The following is an 18,640-nucleotide window of genomic DNA, read 5'->3' as shown; positions in this document are numbered from 1 at the left end:
CTGGTCCTCGCCGCCGCGGCCGGCGAGGACGGCGGCGAGGCGTTCGCCGGCGCGCTGGTCGAGCCGTTCGGGCAGGTCGACGAGGCCGCCCCAGCGCTGGGGGTGTTCGAGGGCCGCGGTCCAGCCGAGGCCGAGGATCTGGGCCTGCTCGGGGTGGGTCGGCCGGTCGGCGCGGCCGGTGGAGACGGCGCCCTGGGTCAGGCACCACAGGGGCGCGTCGATGCCGGTGTCGCCGAGTGCCTGGACGAGGGCGAGGGTCAGGGCGAGCCCGCGGGTGAGCGCCGGGTGCGTCGGGCTGTGTCCCTCGGCGGCGGCCAGCAGGGACACCACTCCCGTGAGGTCGCCGGTGTCGCCGAGGCCGGCCAGGCGGGCGGCGAGGGTGGCGCGGTCGGCGCAGGTGTCGTCGAGGACGAGGACGCGCGGCTGCGCTCCGTGGGCGGCGAGGATGCCGGTGACGGTGTCGGCGTCGGTGCCTTCGGGGGTGACGACGAGCCAGGTGCCGGTCAGCGTCGCGGCGGGCAGGCCGGTCAGCGGCTTCCAGGTGGCGCGGTAGCGCCAGGAGTCCACGGTGGACAGGTCGCGGCGGTGCCTGCGCCAGTGCGTCAGGGCGGGGAGGACGGGGGCCAGGGCGGCGCTGTCCAGGCGCAGGCGGGAGGCGAGGGCGTCGACGTCCTCCTCCTCGACCGCCGTCCAGAACTCGGCGTCCGCGGGGTCGGCCCCGGCCCCCGCCCGCGGCCGGTCGGGGACCGCCCACAGGTGCTCGCGCTGGAAGGCGTAGGTGGGCAGCGGTACACGGCGGGCGCCGGTGCCGGCGAGGACCGTGGTCCAGTCGGCGTCCGCGCCCCGTACGAAGGCTTCGGCGAGGGAGGTCAGGAAGCGGTCGGTGCCACCGGTGTCGCGCCGGAGCGTGCCGAGGACCGCGGCCGTGGTGCCGTTCTCCTCGGCGGTCGCCTGGATGCCCATGGCGAGGACGGGGTGGGAGCTGACCTCGACGAAGAAGCGGTGGCCCTGGGCGAGGAGGTCGCCGATGGCGGGCTGGAAGCGGACGGTCCGCCGCAGGTTGGTGTACCAGTAGCCGGCGTCCATGGCGGTGGTGTCCAGCCAGTCGCCGGTAACGGTGGAGAAGAACGGTACCCGCGCCGTGCGGGGGCGCACGGGGGCGAGGGCGGTGCGCAGTTCGTCCTCGATCCGCTCGACCTGCGCGGAGTGCGAGGCGTAGTCCACGGCGATGCGCTTGGCGCGGACGTCCTGGCCGGTCAGCTCGGCGTGGAGGGCCTCCAGCGGTGCGACGGCGCCGGAGACGACGGTGGAGCGGGGGCCGTTGACGGCGGCGACCGACAGGTCCTCGTAGGCGGTGAGGCGCTGTGCGACGTCGGCGGCGGGCAGCGGCACGGACATCATGCCGCCGGCTCCGGCGAGCACCCGGGCGATGGCCTGGCTGCGCAGGGCGGCGACGCGGGCGGCGTCCTCCAGGGTGAGGGCCCCGGAGACGGCGGCCGCGGCGATCTCGCCCTGGGAGTGGCCGACGACGGCGTCGGGGGTGATGCCGTGGGAGGCCCACAGCGCGGCCAGGGAGACCATGACGGCGAAGGAGGCGGGCTGGACGACGTCGACGCGGTCCAGGGTCGGCGCGCCGTCGGCCTGGCGGAGGACGTCGGTCAGGGACCAGTCGACGAACGGGGAGAGGGCGGTGGCGCATTCGGCCAGACGCTCGGCGAAGACCGGGGACTCGTCGAGGAGCCGGGCGCCCATGCCGGCCCACTGGGAGCCCTGGCCGGGGAAGACGAAGACGGTCTTCCCCTCGGTGTCGGCGGTGCCCTGGACGACGCCGGGCGCGGAGCCGCCGGCGGCGAGGGCGTCGAGGGCGGCGCGCCGGGTGTCGTCGTCGGTGGCGACGACGACGGCGCGGTGCTCGAAGAGGGTGCGGGTGGTCACCAGGGTGTGGGCGATGTCGAGGGCGCCGGGGGCCTGCCCGCCGTCGAGGTGGGCGGCGAGCCGGGCGGCCTGGGCGCGCAGTGCGCCGGGGGTCCGGGCGGACAGCACCCAGGGGACGGCGTCGCCGGCCGGGGGCACCGGCTGTGCGGGGGCCGTCTCGTGGGGGCTGGGTGCCTCTTCGAGGATGGTGTGGGCGTTGGTGCCGCTGATGCCGAAGGAGGAGACGGCGCAGCGGCGGGTCCGGTCGCCCTCGGACCAGTCGGCGGACTCGTGCAGCAGGGCGAGGGTGCCAGGGGTCCAGTCGATGTGGCGGGACGGGGTGCCGGCGTGCAGGGTGCGCGGCAGCTGCCCGTGGCGCAGGGCCAGGACCATCTTGATGACGCCGGCGACGCCGGCCGCGGACTGGGTGTGCCCGATATTGGTCTTGACGGAGCCGAGCCGCAGCGGCCGCCCGGGGTCGCGGCCGGGTCCGTAGGTGGCGAGGAGGGCCTGCGCCTCGATGGGGTCGCCGAGGGCGGTGCCGGTGCCGTGGGCCTCGACGGCGTCGATGTCGTCGGGGGTGAGGCCGGAGTTGGCCAGGGCCTGGCGGATGACGCGCTGCTGGGCGGGGCCGTTGGGGGCGGACAGGCCGTTGGAGGCGCCGTCCTGGTTGATGGCCGAGCCGCGGACGACGGCGAGGATGTCGTGCCCGTTGCGCTGGGCGTCGGAGAGGCGTTCGAGGACGAGGACGCCGACGCCCTCGGCGAGGGTCATGCCGTCGGCGCCGTCGGAGAACGCCTTGCAGCGGCCGTCCTGGGCCAGGGCCCGCTGCCGGCTGAAGGCGACGAACGGGTTGGGGTGGGTCATGACGGTCGCGCCGCCCGCGAGCGCCAGGGAGCTCTCGCCGTTGCGCAGCGACTGGCAGGCCAGGTGCAGGGCGACGAGCGAGGAGGAGCAGGCGGTGTCGACGGTGACGGCGGGGCCTTCGAGGCCGAAGAGGTAGGCGAGGCGGCCGGAGAGGACGCTGGGGCTGGTGCCGGTCACCAGGTGGCCGGCGGAGCCGTCCTCGACGCCGAGTCCGTACTCCTGGTAGGTGGAGCCGATGAAGGTGCCGGTGGCGCTGCCGTGGACGGTGGCGGGGTCGATGCCCGCGTACTCGAACGCCTCCCAGGTGGTCTCCAGCAGCAGCCGCTGCTGGGGGTCCATCGACAGGGCCTCGCGCGGCGAGATGCCGAAGAAGGAGGCGTCGAACTCGCCCGCGTCGTGCAGGAAGCCGCCCTGGCTGGAGTAGGTGGTGCCGGGGTTGTCCGGGTCGGGGTGGTACAGGCCGGTGTCCCAGCCGCGGTTGACGGGGAAGTCGCTGATCGCGTCGACGCCGTCGGAGACCAGCTCCCAGAACTGCTGCGGGGAGCGGACGCCGCCGGGGTAGCGGCAGCTCATGCCGATGATGGCGATGGGCTCGTCGAAGCCGCCCGTGGCCGCGGCGACGGGGGCGGCCGGTGCGGCGCCGGTGCCCAGCAGTTCCTCGCGCAGGTGGCGGGCGAGGACGGCGGGGGTCGGGTGGTCGAAGACGAGGGTGGCGGGCAGGGCGAGGCCGGTGAGGGCGGCGAGCCGCTTGCGCAGTTCCACGGCGGTCAGCGAGTCGAAGCCGGCGTCGCGGAAGGCGCGCCGCTCCGCGATCGCGTCCGCGGAGTCGTGGCCCAGGGCGACGGCGGCCTCGGCGCGCACCAGGTCGCTCAGCAGCCGCTCCTGCTCGTCCTGGTCCAGGCCGCGCAGCCGGGCGGCGAACTCCGGTGCGGCGCCGGTGTCCTCGGCGCGGTCCAGGGCCTGGACCTCGGCCAGGTCGTCGAAGAGGGCGCTGGGGCGGGCGGAGGTGAAGACGGGGTGGTAGCGCTCCCAGTCGACGTCGGCGACCGTGACGGTGACGTCCTTCTGGACGACGGCGCGCCGCAGTTCGGCAAGGGCGCTTGTGGGGGCGAGGAAGCGCAGCCCGCGCTTGTGCAGTTCCTCGGTGACGGCCTCGTGGGTGGCCATGCCGGCCTCGGCCCAGGGGCCCCAGGCAACCGAGGTCGCGGCGAGGCCGCGGGCGCGCCGATGCTCGGCGAGGGCGTCGAGGTAGGCGTTGGCGGCGCCGTAGGCGCTCTGCCCGGCACTGCCCCACACTCCGGCGATCGAGGAGACGAGGACGAAGAAGTCGAGGTCACAGCCGTCGAGGAGGGCGTCGAGGTGGGCGGCGCCGAGCATCTTGGCGGCCATCGCGTCGGCGGCGGCGTCCAGGGGGGTGTCGGCGAGGGCGGCGTTCTGGCCGACGCCCGCCGCGTGCACCACACCGGTCAGCGGGTGCCGCGGGGGGACGGAGGTCAGGAGGGCGGCGAGCGCGTCGCGGTCGGAGGTGTCGCAGGCGGCGACGGTGACCTTCGCCCCCAACTCCTCAAGTTCGGCCGCGAGTTCGGTGGCGCCGGGGGCGTCGGGGCCGCGGCGGCTGGTGAGGAGGAGGTGGTCGGCGCCGCTGCGGGCGAGCCAGCGGGCCGTCTCGGCGCCGAGGGCGCCGGTGCCGCCGGTGACCAGGACGGTGCCGTGTGCGGTGAAGGCGTCGGCCGGGGGCAGTTCGGCCCGCGGGTGGCGGACCAGGCGGCGGCCGAGGGCGCCGGTGGCGCGGACGGCGATCTGGTCCTCGCCGCCCTGTGCGGCCAGCGCGCTGACGAGGTGCTGGCCGGCGGGGGCGTCGAGCACGGCCGGCAGGTCGATCAGGCCGCTCCACAGCTGCGGGTGCTCCAGCGCGGCGACGCGGCCCAGGCCCCAGACCGCCGCCTGGAGGGGGTTGGTGACCGGGTCGTCGGGCCCGGTGGTGACCGCGCCCCGGGTCAGGGTCCACAGCGGCGCGTCGAGCGGGGTGTCGGTGAGCGCCTGGACGAGGACGAGGGTGAGCGCGAGCCCGGCCGTCGGTCCGGCGCCGGGGCGGTGGCCGGGCCGGTCGGCGAGCGGGAGCAGGGACAGGACGCCGGAGAAGGCGCGGTCCTCGCTGCGGAGGGCGTCGAGCCGGGCGGCGAGTACGGCGCGGTCGCGGCAGGTGTCGTCCAGGACGAGGGTCTCGAACTGGGCGCCGTGGCCGCGCAGCGCGTCAAGGATCTCGTCGGAGCCGGTGCCGTCGGTGGTGACGAGCAGCCAGGTGCCGTCGAGGACGGGCGCGGCGGCCGCCCGTACGGGGCGCCAGGCGACGCGGTAGCGGGCGGAGTCCAGCAGCGCCTTCTCCTGCCGGTGCTGGCGCCAGGACGACAGTGCGGGCAGCAGCGCGTACAGGGAGGCGTGCTGCTCGTCGCGCAGCCCCAGGAGGGCGGCCAGTTCCGTGGTGTCGCCGCGTTCGACGGCGCCCCACAGTTCGGCGTCCGCCGGGTCGGGCGCGCCCTGCGCGGGGCGGGCCGGGGCGGGCTCGGGCCAGTAGCGCTCGTGCTGGAAGGCGTAGGTGGGCAGTTCGACCGTGCGCGCCCCGGTGCCGGCGAGGTAGGCGGGCCAGTCCACGGCGGTGCCGCGGACGTGGAGGCGGGCCAGTGCGGTGGCCGCGCAGCGCTCCTCGCCGCGCCCGGCGCGCAGCAGCGGGACGATGTGCGCGTCCGCCGTGTCGCCGAGGGCTTCCTGGGCGGCGGCCGACAGCACGCTGTCGGGGCCGAGTTCGAGGAAGGTGCCGGCGCCGAGGTCGCGCGCGGCGTGCAGGGTGTCGGCGAAGCGGACGGCGCCGCGGGCGTGCGCGACCCAGTAGTCGGCGGAGCGCAGTTCCTCGTCGGTGGCGGGCCGTCCGGTCAGGCCGGAGATGACGGTCACGTCCGGCGCGTGGTAGGTGAGTTGGGCGGCGACCTCGCGCAGCCCGTCGAGCGCGGGCTCCATGAGCGGCGAGTGGAAGGCGTGGCTGACCTTCAGGCGCTTGGTCTTGCGGCCCTGGGCGGCGAAGTGGGCGGCGATCTCCTCGGCGGCGGCCGCTTCCCCGGCGACCACGACGCTGCGGGGGCCGTTGACGGCGGCGAGGGAGACCTCGTGCTCGCGCCCGGCGAGCAGCGGCGCGGTCTCCTCCTCGCTCGCCTGGACGGAGATCATCGCGCCGCCGGCGGGCAGCGCCTGCATCACCCGTCCGCGTGCGATCACCAGGCGGGCCGCGTCCGGCAGCGTGAGGACGCCCGCGAGATGCGCGGCGGTGATCTCGCCGATGGAGTGGCCCATCAGCAGGTCGGGGCGGATGCCCCAGCTGCGCAGCAGCCGGTGGAGGGCGACGCCGACGGCGAACAGCGCGGGCTGGGTCCACTCGGTGCGGTCCAGCAGCGCCGCCTCGTCGCTGCCCTCCGGGGCGAACAGGACGTCCTTGAGGGGGCGGTCGAGGTGCGGGTCGAGGGCGGCGGCCACCTCGTCGAGGGCCTGGGCGAACGCGGGGAAGCGGGCGGCGAGTTCGCGTCCGGCGCCGGGGCGCTGGCTGCCCTGTCCGGAGAACACCACGGCCAGCTTGCCGGCGCCGCCGGTCTCGCCCTCGGTGAGGGCGGGGTCGGGGCGGTCGGCGGCCAGGTTGGCGAGGGCGCGGGGCAGTTCGTCGCGGTCGCCGGTGACGACGGCGCGCTGGTCGAAGGCGGTGCGGGTGGTGGCGAGGGAGAGCGCGACGTCGGCCGGTTCGAGGCCGGGGTGCGCGTCGAGGTAGGACCGCAGGCGGGCGGCCTGGTCGCGCAGCGCGGCGCGGCTCTTGCCGGACAGGGTCCAGGGCACGACGGCCGGGGTGAGCGCCGGCTCCTCGCGCTGCTCGGTGGCGGCCGGCGGTTCCTCGACGATGAGGTGCGCGTTCGTCCCGCTGAAGCCGAAGGAGGAGACGGCGGCGCGGCGCGGCCGTCCGGCCCGCGGCCAGGGGGTCTCCTCGGTGAGCAGGCGGACCGCCCCGGAGTCCCACTCCACGTGCGAGGACGGCGCGTCGGCGTGCAGGGTGCGGGGCAGGACGCCGTGGCGCAGGGCCATGACCATCTTGATGACGCCGGCGACGCCGGCGGCGGCCTGGGTGTGGCCAATGTTGGACTTGACGGAGCCCAGCAGCAGCGGCTGGTCGTCGTCGCGGCCCTGTCCGTAGGTGGCGAGGAGGGCCTGGGCCTCGATGGGGTCGCCGAGGGTGGTGCCGGTGCCGTGGCCCTCGACCGCGTCGATGTCCGTGGTGGTCAGGTCGGCGGCGGCCAGGGCCTGGCGGATGACGCGCTGCTGGGCGGGGCCGTTGGGGGCGGTCAGGCCGTTGGAGGCGCCGTCCTGGTTGACGGCGGAGCCGCGGACGACGGCCAGGACGCGGTGGCCGTTGCGCCGGGCGTCGGAGAGGCGTTCCAGGACGAGGACGCCGACGCCCTCGGACCAGCCGACGCCGTCGGCGCCGTCGGAGAACGCCTTGCAGCGGCCGTCCGGGGACAGGCCGCGCTGCCGGGAGAACTCGATGAGGGCGCCGGGCGTCGACATGACGGTGACACCGCCGGCCAGGGCGAGGGAGCACTCCCCCGCGCGCAGGGCCTGCATCGCCCAGTGCATGGCGACCAGCGAGGACGAGCAGGCGGTGTCGACGGTGACGGCGGGGCCTTCGAGGCCGAGGGTGTAGGAGACGCGCCCGGAGGCGACGCTGGGGGCGGTGCCGCTGCCCTGGTGGCCCTCGTACTGCCCGCCGGAGAGCACGCTGGCGTAGTCGTTGTACATCACGCCCGCGAACACGCCGGTCCGGCTGCCGCGCAGGGACACCGGGTCGATGCCGGCGCGCTCGACGGCCTCCCAGGACGCTTCGAGGAGCAGCCGCTGCTGGGTGTCGGTGGCCAGCGCCTCGCGGGGGCTCATGCCGAAGAAGGCGGGGTCGAAGTCGGGGGCGGTGTGCAGGAATCCGCCGAAGCGGGAGTAGGAGGTGCCGGTGCGGTCGGGGTCCGGGTCGTAGAGCGCCTCCAGGTCCCAGCCACGGTCGGTGGGCAGGCCGGAGATGGCATCGGTGCCCTCGCTGACCAGGCGCCACAGGTCCTCGGGCGAGGCGACGCCGCCCGGGTAGCGGCAGCTCATGCCGACGATGACGATGGGGTCCTCGTCGGTGGCGGCACGGGGGGCGGTGGCCTCGGCGGCGGCCTCGGAGCCCATGAGTCCGGCGAGGAGGTGCGCGGCGAGGGCGTCCACGGTCGGGTGGTCGAAGACGACCGTGGCGGCGGTGCGCAGGCCGGTGGCGGCGCTGAGCCGGTTGCGCAGTTCGACGGCGGTGAGCGAGTCGAAGCCCAGTTCCCGCAGCGGGCGCCGGGGGTCGATCTCGGCGGTGCCGGAGTGGCCGAGCACGGCGGCGACCTGACCGGCCACCAGGTCGAGGACGACCTCACGGCGGTCGGTCTCCGCCAGCCGGGCCAGCTGCTGGACGAGGGTGACGGCGGCCTCCGTGCCAAAGGCCACGGTGCGGCGGACGGGGGCGCGGACCAGGCCGTGCCACAGCGGCGGCAGCTCGTCCTGGAGGCGCAGGACGGACAGGTCGAGCCGGGTCGGCAGCAGCACGGCGGCGTCGGTGGCGGTGGCCGCGTCGAAGAGGGCGATGCCCTGGTCGGCGGTGAGCGCGGGGGTGCCCATGCGGGCCAGGCGGTCGAGGTCCTCGTCCGTCAGGCCGCCGGTCATGCCGCCGGTGGGCTCCCAGGGGCCCCAGGCCAGGGAGAGTCCGGGCAGGCCCTGGGCGCGGCGCAGGTGGGCGAGCGCGTCGAGGAAGGCGTTGGCGGCGGCGTAGTTGCCCTGGCCCGCCGCGCCCACGGTGCCGGAGAGGGAGGAGAAGACGACGAAGGCGGCCAGGTCCAGGTCCCGGGTGGCCTCGTGGAGGTGCCAGACGGCGTCGGCCTTGGGCCGCAGGACGGCGCTGATCCGCTCGGGGGTGAGCGAGGCGAGGACGCCGTCGTCGAGGGTGCCGGCGCTGTGCACGACGGCGGTGAGGGGGTGCGCGGCGGGGACGACGGCCAGGAGCCGCGGCACGGCGTCGGGGTCGGCGAGGTCGCAGGCAGTGAGGGTGACCCGTGCGCCGTGGGCGGTGAGTTCGGCGACGAGGTCATCGGCGCCCTCGGCGTCGGCGCCGCGCCGGCTGGTGAGCAGCAGGTGCCGTACGCCGCGTTCGGCGACCAGGTGGCGGGCCAGGACGCGGCCGAGGCCGCCGGTGGCGCCGGTGAGGAGCACGGTGCCCTCGGGGTCCCACTCCGTGCCGGTCCGCCGGGTGCGGGCGCGGGCGAGCCGGGCGGTGAGCACGGTGGTGCCGCGGACGGCGGTCTGCGGCTCGTCCAGGGCCAGGGCCCGTACGAGCGGCCCGCCGGCGACCTCCTCGGTGCCGGGGTCGAGGTCCAGCAGTGCGAGGCGTCCGGGGTGTTCGCTCTGCGCGGCCCGTACGAGGCCCCAGACGGCGGCGGCCACCGGGTCGGGCGTCTGCCGCTCGTCGGTGGCGACCGCGCCCCGGGTGACGAGGACCAGCCGGGAGTCGGCGTACCGCTCGTCGTCCAGCCAGGTCCGCAGGCGCTCCAGGACATCGGCGGTGCGGGCGTGCACGGAGGCCACGACATCGCCGTCCGCCCCGGCGACGGGGGCGAGGACAACGTCCGGGACGGGCGTGGCGCTGTCGCCGGGCAGCGCCGTCACCGTGACGTCCGACGAGGTGAGGGCCCGCTCCAGGCCGAAGAGGTCCGGGCCGAGGACGGCGGCGGAGGCGGGTGCGGCCCGGCCGGCCTGGCGCGGTGCGGTCCAGCGGAGTGCGAACAGGGCGTCGCGGACGAGGGGGTCGGCGGCGCCGAGCTGGTCGCCGGGCAGGGTGCGCAGGACCAGTGAGCCGACGGAGGCGACGGGGGCGCCGGTGGTGTCGGCGACGGCGAGCGCCACCGCGTCGTCCCCGGCCGGGGTCAGCCGCACCCGGGCGGTGCTCGCCCCACTGGCGTGGAGGGTCACGTCCTGCCAGGAGAAGGGCAGGCCGCCGCGGGCGTCGTCGCCGAGGTCGGCGAGGGCCGCGGCGTGCAACGCGGCGTCCAGTAGGGCGGGGTGGATGCCGAACGACGCGGTGTCGGTGTCGTCGGCCCGGGGCAGCGTCACCTCGGCGTAGATGTCGTCGCCGCCGCGCCAGGCGGCGCGCAGGCCCTGGAAGAGGGGGCCGTAGCCGAAGCCGGCGCCCGCCATGCGGTCGTAGAAGCCGTCGAGGTCCAGCGGTTCGGCGTCGGCGGGGGGCCAGACGGTGGCGTCGAAGGGGGTGTGGTGCTCGCCGGGGACGAGGGTGCCGGCGGCGTGCTGGGTCCAGGGGAGTTCCTCCGGCCCGTCGGGGCGGGAGTGGACGCTCACGGCGCGGCGGCCCGACTCGTCGGGGCTGCCCACCCACACCTGTACCTGGACGCCGCCGTCCTCGGGCAGCACCAGCGGGGCGGCCAGGGTGAGTTCCTCGACGCGGCCGCAGCCGGCCTCGTCGCCGGCGCGCACGGCCAGTTCCAGGAAGGCGGTGCCCGGCAGCAGCACGGTGCCGTGTACGGCGTGGTCGGCGAGCCAGGGGTGGGTGCGCCGGGAGAGCCGGCCGGTGAGCAGCAGGCCGTCGGAGTTGGCGACGGAGACGGCCGCGGTCAGCAGCGGGTGGTGCGCGGCGCCCAGGCCGGCGGAGCGCATGTCGCCGCCGGTGGCGGGGACGCTCCTGGGCCAGTAGCGGCGGCGCTGGAAGGCGTAGGTGGGCAGGTCGGCGCGGCGGGCGCCGGTGCCCTCGAAGTAGGGCTCCCAGCGGACGGCCGTCCCGCGGGTGTGCAGGCCCGCCAGCGCGGCGGTGAAGGTCTCGGTCTCGGGGCGGCCCGCCCGCAGTGCGGCGAGCGTCGCGGGAACGCCGTCGGCGTCGCCGTCCGCGGTGAGGCAGTTCTGGGCCATGGCGGTGAGGACGCCGTCGGGGCCCAGTTCCAGGTAGGTGGCGGCGCCGTGGCCGTCGAGCCAGGTGAGGGCGTCGGCGAACCGTACGGCGTGGCGGGCGTGGTCGGCCCAGTGGTCGGGGGAGGTCAGCTGCTCCACCGTGGCGAGGGTGCCGGTGAGGGCGGAGACGACGGGGATGACGGGAGCCTGCGGGGTGAGCCCGGCGACGACGGCGCGGAACTCCTCCAGCATGGGTTCCATGAGCGGGGAGTGGAACGCGTGCGAGACGCGCAACCGCTTGGTCCTGCGGCCCAGCGCGCCGAAGTGCCCGGCGACCGCGGTGACGTCCTCGTCGCGGCCCGCGACCACGACGGCGGCGGGCCCGTTGACCGCGGCGATCGACACGCGGTCGTGGCGGCCCTCCAGGAGGGGCAGGACCTCGTCCTCGGTGGCTTCGAGGGAGATCATGGCGCCGCCCTCGGGCAGCGCCTCCATCAGCCGGCCGCGGGCGAGGACGAGGGCCGCCGCGTCGGCGGCGGAGAAGACCCCGGCGACGTGCGCCGCGGCGATCTCGCCGATGGAGTGCCCGGTGACGAAGTCGGGCGTGATGCCGAAGGACTCGGCGAGGCGGTACAGGGCGACCTCGATGGCGAACAGCGCGGGCTGGGCGTAGCCGGTCCGGTCGAGGAGGGCGGCCTCGGGCGTGCCCTCGGCGGCGGACAGGACGTCCTTCAGAGGGCGCGGCAGGCCCGGGTCGAGGTGGGTGGCGATCTCGTCGAGGGCGGCGGCGAAGACGGGGAAGCGGGCGGCCAGTTCCCGTCCCATGCCGGGCCGCTGGGAGCCCTGACCGGTGAAGAGGACGGCGAGCTTGGAGCGGCTGCGCGCGGTGTCCTGTACCAGGCCGGGGGCGGGGGTGCCGTCGGCGAGGGCGGTGAGGGCGGCGCGGGCCCCGTCGAGGTCGGTGGCGGTGAACGCGGCGCGGTGCTCCAGCCCGGCGCGGGAGGTGGCCAGGGAGCGGGCCACGTCCAGGGGCGTCAGGGCGGGGTGGGCGGTGAGGTGGGCGAGCAGGCGGGCGGCCTGGGCGCGCAGGGCCTCGCGGGTGCGTCCGGAGACGAGCCAGGGGACGGCGCCCGCGGCCAGTGGCTCGGCGGGGGTGTCCTCCTGGCCGTCCTCGGGGGCCGGGGCCTCCTCCAGGATGGTGTGCGCGTTGGTGCCGCTGAGTCCGAACGAGGAGATGCCGGCCCGGCGCGGCTGTGCGCCCCGGGGCCACGGGGTCTGCTCGGTGAGCAGGCGCACGGCGCCCTGCGTCCAGTCGACGTGGGTGGACGGTCGGTCCACGTGGAGGGTGCGCGGGAGCAGGCCGTGCCGCAGGGCCAGCACCATCTTGATGACACCGGCCATGCCGGCCGCGGCCTGGGTGTGGCCGATGTTGGACTTCACGGAGCCCAGCAGCAGCGGCTGGTCGTCGTCGCGGCCCTGCCCGTAGGTGGCGAGGAGGGCCTGGGCCTCGACGGGGTCGCCGAGGGTGGTGCCGGTGCCGTGCGCCTCGACGACGTCGATCTCGTCGGCGGAGAGCCGGGCGCTGACCAGCGCCTGCTCGATGACGCGCTGCTGGGAGGGGCCGTTGGGGGCGGTCAGGCCGTTGGAGGCGCCGTCCTGGTTGACGGCGGAGCCGCGGACGACGGCGAGGATCTCGTGGCCGTTGCGGCGGGCCTCCGAGAGGCGTTCCAGGACGAGGACGCCGACGCCCTCGGACCAGCCGGTGCCGTCGGCGGAGTCGGCGAAGGAGCGGCAGCGCCCGTCGGGGGAGAGTCCGCCCTGTCGGCTGAACTCCACGAAGGTGGTGGGGCTGGACATCACGGTGACGCCGGCGGCCAGCGCCAGGGAGCACTCGCCCTGGCGCAGGGAGTGGGCGGCCAGGTGCAGGGCGACCAGGGAGGACGAGCAGGCGGTGTCGATGGTGACGGCGGGGCCCACGGTGCCGAAGAAGTAGGCGAGGCGGCCGGAGATGATGCTGGTGGTGGTGCCGGTCAGGGCGAAGCCCTGGACGTCGTCGTCCGGGCCCACCCGGTACTCCTGGGGCATCGCGCCGACGAACATGCCCGTTCTGCTGCCGCGGACCGCCGCCGGGTCGATGCCGGCGCGCTCGAACGCCTCCCAGGAGGACTCCATCAGCAGCCGCTGCTGCGGGTCCATGGCGAGCGCCTCACGGGGCGAGATCCCGAAGAAGGAGGCGTCGAACTCGGCCGCGTCGTGGAGGAATCCGCCGGAGAACTCCCCGGCGTCCTCGGCGGCGAGTTCCCAGCCGCGGTCGGTGGGGGACGCGGTGATGCCGTCCCCGTCAGCGGCGAGCAGGGACCAGAGCTCCTCGGGGCTGCGCACGCCTCCGGGGAAGCGGCAGCTCATGCCCACGATCGCGATCGGCTCCCGGGACGCGGCCTCCAGTTCGCCCACCCGCTGCCGGGTGCGCCGCAGGTCGGCACTGGCCCGCTTCAGGTAGTCGCGGAGCTTCTGTTCCTGGTCGTTGTTCGCCACGTTCAACCCAACCCATCTCAAGACCGGCGGACAGCAGAGGATTTCGATGTGGGCATCCGGCACCGGGGACGGGTGTTCCACAGCGACTGTTTTGTCTGCGTGCCCGGCACGAGGCAGCTCGAATTCCCGCACGCCACCGCCGAGTCTCCACGCGGCCGGCCATGGAATTCCCTAGATCCGTGTGCGGCGGACGCCTTGCCGGGGCCGGGCGGGGCGCACCGGCGGTCCCCGCGGTGGTCTCCGGCCCAGTCCACCGCGCCTCTCCCCCGCGTGCTCCGGGTGCGCGGCCGCGGGAGCCGGGATGTTCCCGACCGCGAAACATCCGGCACGCATGACACGCCGGGGGCGCCGTGGATGTCCCACGGCGCCCCCGGCGTCCGGTGTTCTTCGGCCCCTGTCCCGGGCAGGCCCGCGCCGCGGACCCCACGGCGGTGCGGGAGGCGCTACTTGATGAAGTCCTCCACGACGCGGGGCGGCCAGGTCCCCACCGTCAGGACCCCCATCGCGTACGCGCGGGAGACCAGCGCCGCGCGGTTGGGGACCTTCAGCTTCCGCAGCAGGCCGGTGACGTGGTACTCGACGCCCTGTCTGCTGAGGTACAGGCGGGAGGCCAGCGGAATGGTGGACAGACCGGCGGCGATGCCCTCCAGGATGCGCGCGTCGATCTCGCTGAGGAGCTTCTTGCGCGGCGCCATCACCCCGTCGTCCTCGGTGTCCTTGCCGGACCACATCAGGACGAGGACGGCGGCCGGGTCGGGGGTGTAGCCGCTGACGGCGGAGGCGGTGAGGCTGCCGGTGAACGCGTCGCCCGTGGGCCGCAGCGCCACCACGTCGGCGGCGAACCGGTCACGGCGGCCCTTGAGCAGCCGCTCGAACTGCCGCATGAGCGGCTGCCGCACGCTGGGGTGCACCAGTTCGCGGAAGTTGCGTCCGCAGACGTCCGGTGCCGTGGTCGAGGACTCGGAGGGGCAGGCGGTGAGGACGTCCGCTAAGTCCTCGGCGGGGCTCGCGAAGTGGCGGAAGAAGTCCTGGTTGGCCTGGCGGATCGTCAGTGCCGGGTCCAGTACGGCCATGCACACGCCGGGTTGGCCGGACGACGGCCCCTCCTCCCCCCGTCCCGCCGCGCCGACTGGGCCGGCCGCGCCCCGGCCTGCCGGTATCTGCGGAGGATTCACCAGAGCAGAAGACTTCAAGGGAACCGACATCCTTTCCAACCCCCGTCGCCGGGACGGAAATCAAAAGAGATCGAGCGAGAAAGAGAAAACCGGGAAATGAGGCGGGCCGGGGAATCCGGTGGCCGGTGGCGGCCGGGAGGGAATTCCCGCCTCTCCACGTGATCGACGCTAGGGAGCGGTCCGGACCAGCGTCAACGTCCACCCGGCCCCGTACCGCTAAACCTGTGGTCCCCGCCCCGCACGGTACGGTCCCGCCGCACTCTTTCGGTCCCCCCGAACACTCCGTCCCACTTACCGCCGGTAAGCGCAGGACAGGGGGCATTCACCACGGTGTGCCCGGTGCGGCGCACCGCCCGCCGCCCCCGATCCGGCCCCCCAGCAGCTCGCGCCGGCCCACGACACCCAACTTGCGGTAGCAGGACGTCAGGTGCTTCTCCACCGCACGGGTGCTCACCCCGAGTTCACCGGCGATCTCCTGATTGGTCAGACCCCGGCCCACCAGGGAGACGACCTTGCGTTCGCTGAGGGTGAGCGAGGCGTCCGCGCCCGGCGCCGCGGTTCCCAGGGCCGCGCAGGCGCGTTCGGTCAGCCAGGGGGCGCCGCAGGCGGTGGCGAGGTCGGCGGCCTCGCGCAGCGCCGCCTTCGCCTCCTTGGCGTCCTTCGAGACGCGGCCCAGTTGGAGGAGCGTACGGGCCAGTTCGAGGCGGTTGGCGGAGCCGCGGAGGATCTGCGCGGCCCCGCGCAGCACGGACGCTCCCCCGCCGCCGGGCAGGAGGGCCTTCAGCCGCAGGGCGCGTCCGAGGGCGGCGGGCGCGCCCCACTGCCGGGCCCAGTCCAGTTCCTCCTCGGCCAGGGCCAGCGCCGGACGGGACTCGCCCAGGCGGTGGTGGAGGACGATCGCGCGGGGCCGCCAGGGGAAGACGGCGGAGTTGCGCCAGCCGGCCGCCTCCAGCTGCCGGCCGCAGGCCAGCAGGGAGCGCAGGGCGATGGGGCCGCGGCCGCGGCGGGCGTCGAGGGAGGCTTCGAGGAGTTGCAGCATGGCCGTCAGGGCGAGGCTGTCGGGCCGGCATCCCCCGGCGTCGTCGAGGAGGCGTTCGATCAGCTGGACGTCGCCGGTCTCCATGGCCACCGCGGCCTGGACGGCGGCGGTGGGCAGACGCCATTGGGCGTCGGCCATCTCGGCGGCCCGGTCGGCCTGTTCGCGGGCCAGGGCCGGCCGGCCGCAGGCGAGCTGGAAGAGGGCGTTCTCGGCGTGCACCACGGCGTGCGGGCGTTCGGAGTGCCGGTCGCCGGCGAGCCGGGTGGTGATGGCCTCCGCCGCGTCGGCGGCGTAGAGGGCCACGGCGAGGAGGGGCAGCGCGGTGCTGGCGCGCGCGGAGGTCACCGGCTCGCGTTCCAGGATGCGTTCGGCGAGGGCCGCGACGTCCGGTGCCGGTACGGCGCCGGAGAGCACCGCCGCGTTGATCAGGACGGCCGCCAGTTCGCGGGCGCCGCCGGTGTCCAGGGGCGGCGGGGTGCCCAGGGAGCGCAGGCGTTCCACCGCGCCGGTGAGGTCCGCGGGGTTCTCGTGCCCGGCGTACCACAGGCGGGCTTCGAGGCGTACGGCGATCTCGCGGGCGCAGCCTTCGTGCGGGCCCGCGGCGTCGAGATCCTCGGAGACCATGCGCAGCAGGTCCACCACGGACGGGGGTGCCTCGCCGAGGAGGTGGGGCGGGATGCGCAGGGCGGCGGCGGCGCGGTCGGTGGCGGAGGGCAGCAGGCGGACGGCCTGGCTGATGTGGCGTTCGCAGGCGGCGAGGTCGGTGCCGCGTTCGGCGTTGGCCAGCTCGATCAGCAGGCGGGCGCGTTCGCCGTCGCCCGCGGTGCTCTCCAGCAGGGCGCGCCGCAGATAGCGGGCGGCGGTGTCGGGCGTGCCGCGGCGCAGCGCGGCCTCCGCCGCCGTCCGCAGGACCTCCACGGCCCAGGGGCGGTGCGGGACGGTGACGGTCATCAGCAGTTCCGCGACGTGTTCGGCGGGGCGGCCGGCCCGGTGGAGGAGTTCGGCCGCGGTGTCCCGGGAGCGTTCGCGTTCGGCGACGGTGAGGGTGGATTCGACGGCGTCGCGCACGACGCGGTGGACGAAGCGCGGGGTGTCGTGCGGGGCGAGCAGGCCGAGGTGGTGCAGGGTGCGCAGGGCCTGCTGGTAGCCGGTGGTGTCCAGGCGCGCGTGGCGCTGGATGAGGTCGCCCTCGCCGTGGTCGCCGAAGGCGGCGATGGCGGCGGCCAGGTCGCGTACGGGGCCGGGCTGGGTGTGGAAGCAGCCGGCGAGGCGGTCGCGGAGCTGGGTGGGGCGCCGGGTGCGGAGCTGGGCGGTGTGCGCGGCGGTGGGGCGGTGGCCGCTGAGGGAGAGGTCGCGCAGGACGGAGTGGAGGAAGAGGGGGTTGCCGGCGCAGACGTCGTGGCAGGCGCGGGCGAAGTCGTCGTCGGCGGGTTCGCCGAGGTGGCCGTGGACCAGGGCGCGGGTGCCGTCGGGTGAGAGGGGGGCGGGGCGCAGGACCTCGGCGGCGTCCGCGATGTCGCGGACGAGCGGGTGCGCGGCGCGGGGTTCGCCGTCGCGCAGGGTGCACACCAGCGCGACGCGCAGCCCGTGCGGGCGCCGGGCCAGGTAGGCGAGCCAGCGCAGGGAGGGCAGGTCGGCCCACTGGAGGTCGTCGACGAGGAGGAGGACGGGGGTGGTGGCGCAGGCTTCGGCCAGCAGGGACCACAGGTCGTGCAGGACGGCCTCGGAGGCGGGGGCGTCCTCGTCCCCGGGGGCGGGCAGACGGCCGGCCGGGGCGGCGCCGGCCTGGTCGCCGGGCGCGGTGAGGTCGCCGTCCAGGAGGGGGCCGAGGAGCTGGTGGACGATGCCGAGGGCGAAGTCCTGCTCCATGGGCGCGGCGTTGGCCCGTAACACCCGCGGGCCGTCGGTGCCGCGTGCCCCGGCCTCCTGGAGGAGGGTGGACCGGCCGATGCCCAGGGGGCCGGCCAGCAGCAGGACGGAGGAACGGCCCGCCTGTGCCCGGCGCACCGCGGCGTCGACGCGGGCCAGTTCGGATTCCCGCTCATACAGCATCGGTCGCGTCCTTTTCCGTCGGCCGGCTCCGCTCACGGAGTTCCTTGCGTGAGGTGATGCGCAGCTTCTTGTACGTACTGCTCAGACGCAGCTCGACGGTGCGCCGGCTCACCGAGAGCTGTTCGGCGATCTCCCGGTTGCCCAGGCCGCGGCGGGCGAGTTCGGCGGTCTGCCGTTCGGCGGGCGACAGGACGGCCCATTCCCCGGGCAGGGCGTCGCCGTCGCGGCCGGCGGACTCCTCCAGCCGGTTCGTCAGCCACCGTACGCGTGCGGCGAGGCGGCCGGAGGACTGGGCGGCGGCGAGTCGGGACAGTTCGGTGAGGCGGCGGGCCGCGGTGGCGCGGTTCCCCTTGGCGGCCTCCTCGGTGACGCGTTCGGCCAGGGCCCAGGCGTAGCCGAGGCAGCCGGCGAACTCGTCGGGGGCGCGGGGGGATTCGCGGAGACCGGGCAGGGGTTCCTGGTCGTCGAGGGCCTGGGCGCACAGGTGTGCCAGGCCCAGTGCGCTGGGGGCGCCCCAGCGGTGGGCGAGGACGAGGTCCTCGTCGACGAGGCGCCGGGCCTCCTCCTGGTCGCCGAGGACGAGGCAGGCACGGGCGGCCTCGGTGCGCCACGGCAGCACCATGGGGTTGGCCCACTGTCTGCGCAGCAGCCAGCGTCCGCTCTCCTTGAACAGTTCGACGGCCTCGGTCCAGCGTTTCTCGTCGGCGGCGAGACGGCCGCGGGCGAACAGGAGGGAGGACCAGTGGGCGCTGTCCTCGGAGCCGGGCGGGGTGGGGACCTCGCACCGGGCGCGGGCCTCGTCGCTGCCGTGGGTCTCCAGGGCGACGGCGGCCCGTACGGCCATCAGGTGCGGGGCGGCCAGGGGGTGCCAGGCGTCGGCGGGCAGGGCCTGTTCCGCGGCCGCCACGTCGCGTTCGGCGGCGTCCAGGCGGCCGCGGCGCAGGTGCAGTTCGGCGGAGAGGACCAGGGCGCGGGCGAGGGTGGGGGCGCAGTGGCGGCGGCGCCGCACTTCGGCGACGACGGCGGCGAGGTGGTCCTCGGCCTCACCGGCGGCGTCGGTGGA

General features: G+C 75.9%; 4 protein-coding genes. All 4 read right to left on the bottom strand.

Translation table 11 applies throughout. From position 1 onward, the window contains the following. On the bottom strand, nt 1–13,311 hold a 13,311-nt coding region (locus AC51EU_RS15045; protein ID WP_496267419.1), incomplete at its 3' end, for a type I polyketide synthase. A gap of 443 nt (nt 13,312–13,754) precedes the next feature. After that, on the bottom strand, nt 13,755–14,384 hold the full coding sequence (locus AC51EU_RS15040; protein WP_496267418.1) for a LuxR C-terminal-related transcriptional regulator: 630 nt from the start codon (nt 14,382–14,384) through the stop codon (nt 13,755–13,757). A 424-nt stretch (nt 14,385–14,808) separates the two neighbouring features. After that, nucleotides 14,809–17,577, bottom strand: coding sequence for an ATP-binding protein (locus AC51EU_RS15035; protein WP_496267417.1), 2,769 nt, complete (start codon nt 17,575–17,577; stop codon nt 14,809–14,811). Beyond that, nucleotides 17,567–18,640 (bottom strand): helix-turn-helix transcriptional regulator (locus tag AC51EU_RS15030; protein ID WP_496267416.1); only part of this gene is annotated, 1,074 nt, incomplete at its 5' end. The genes AC51EU_RS15030 and AC51EU_RS15035, both read right to left, overlap by 11 nt.

It is taken from the genome of Candidatus Streptomyces philanthi (assembly GCF_059553635.1).
The sequence above is the reverse complement of the archived record's forward strand: the minus strand, read 5'-3'. Positions and strand labels throughout refer to the sequence as shown.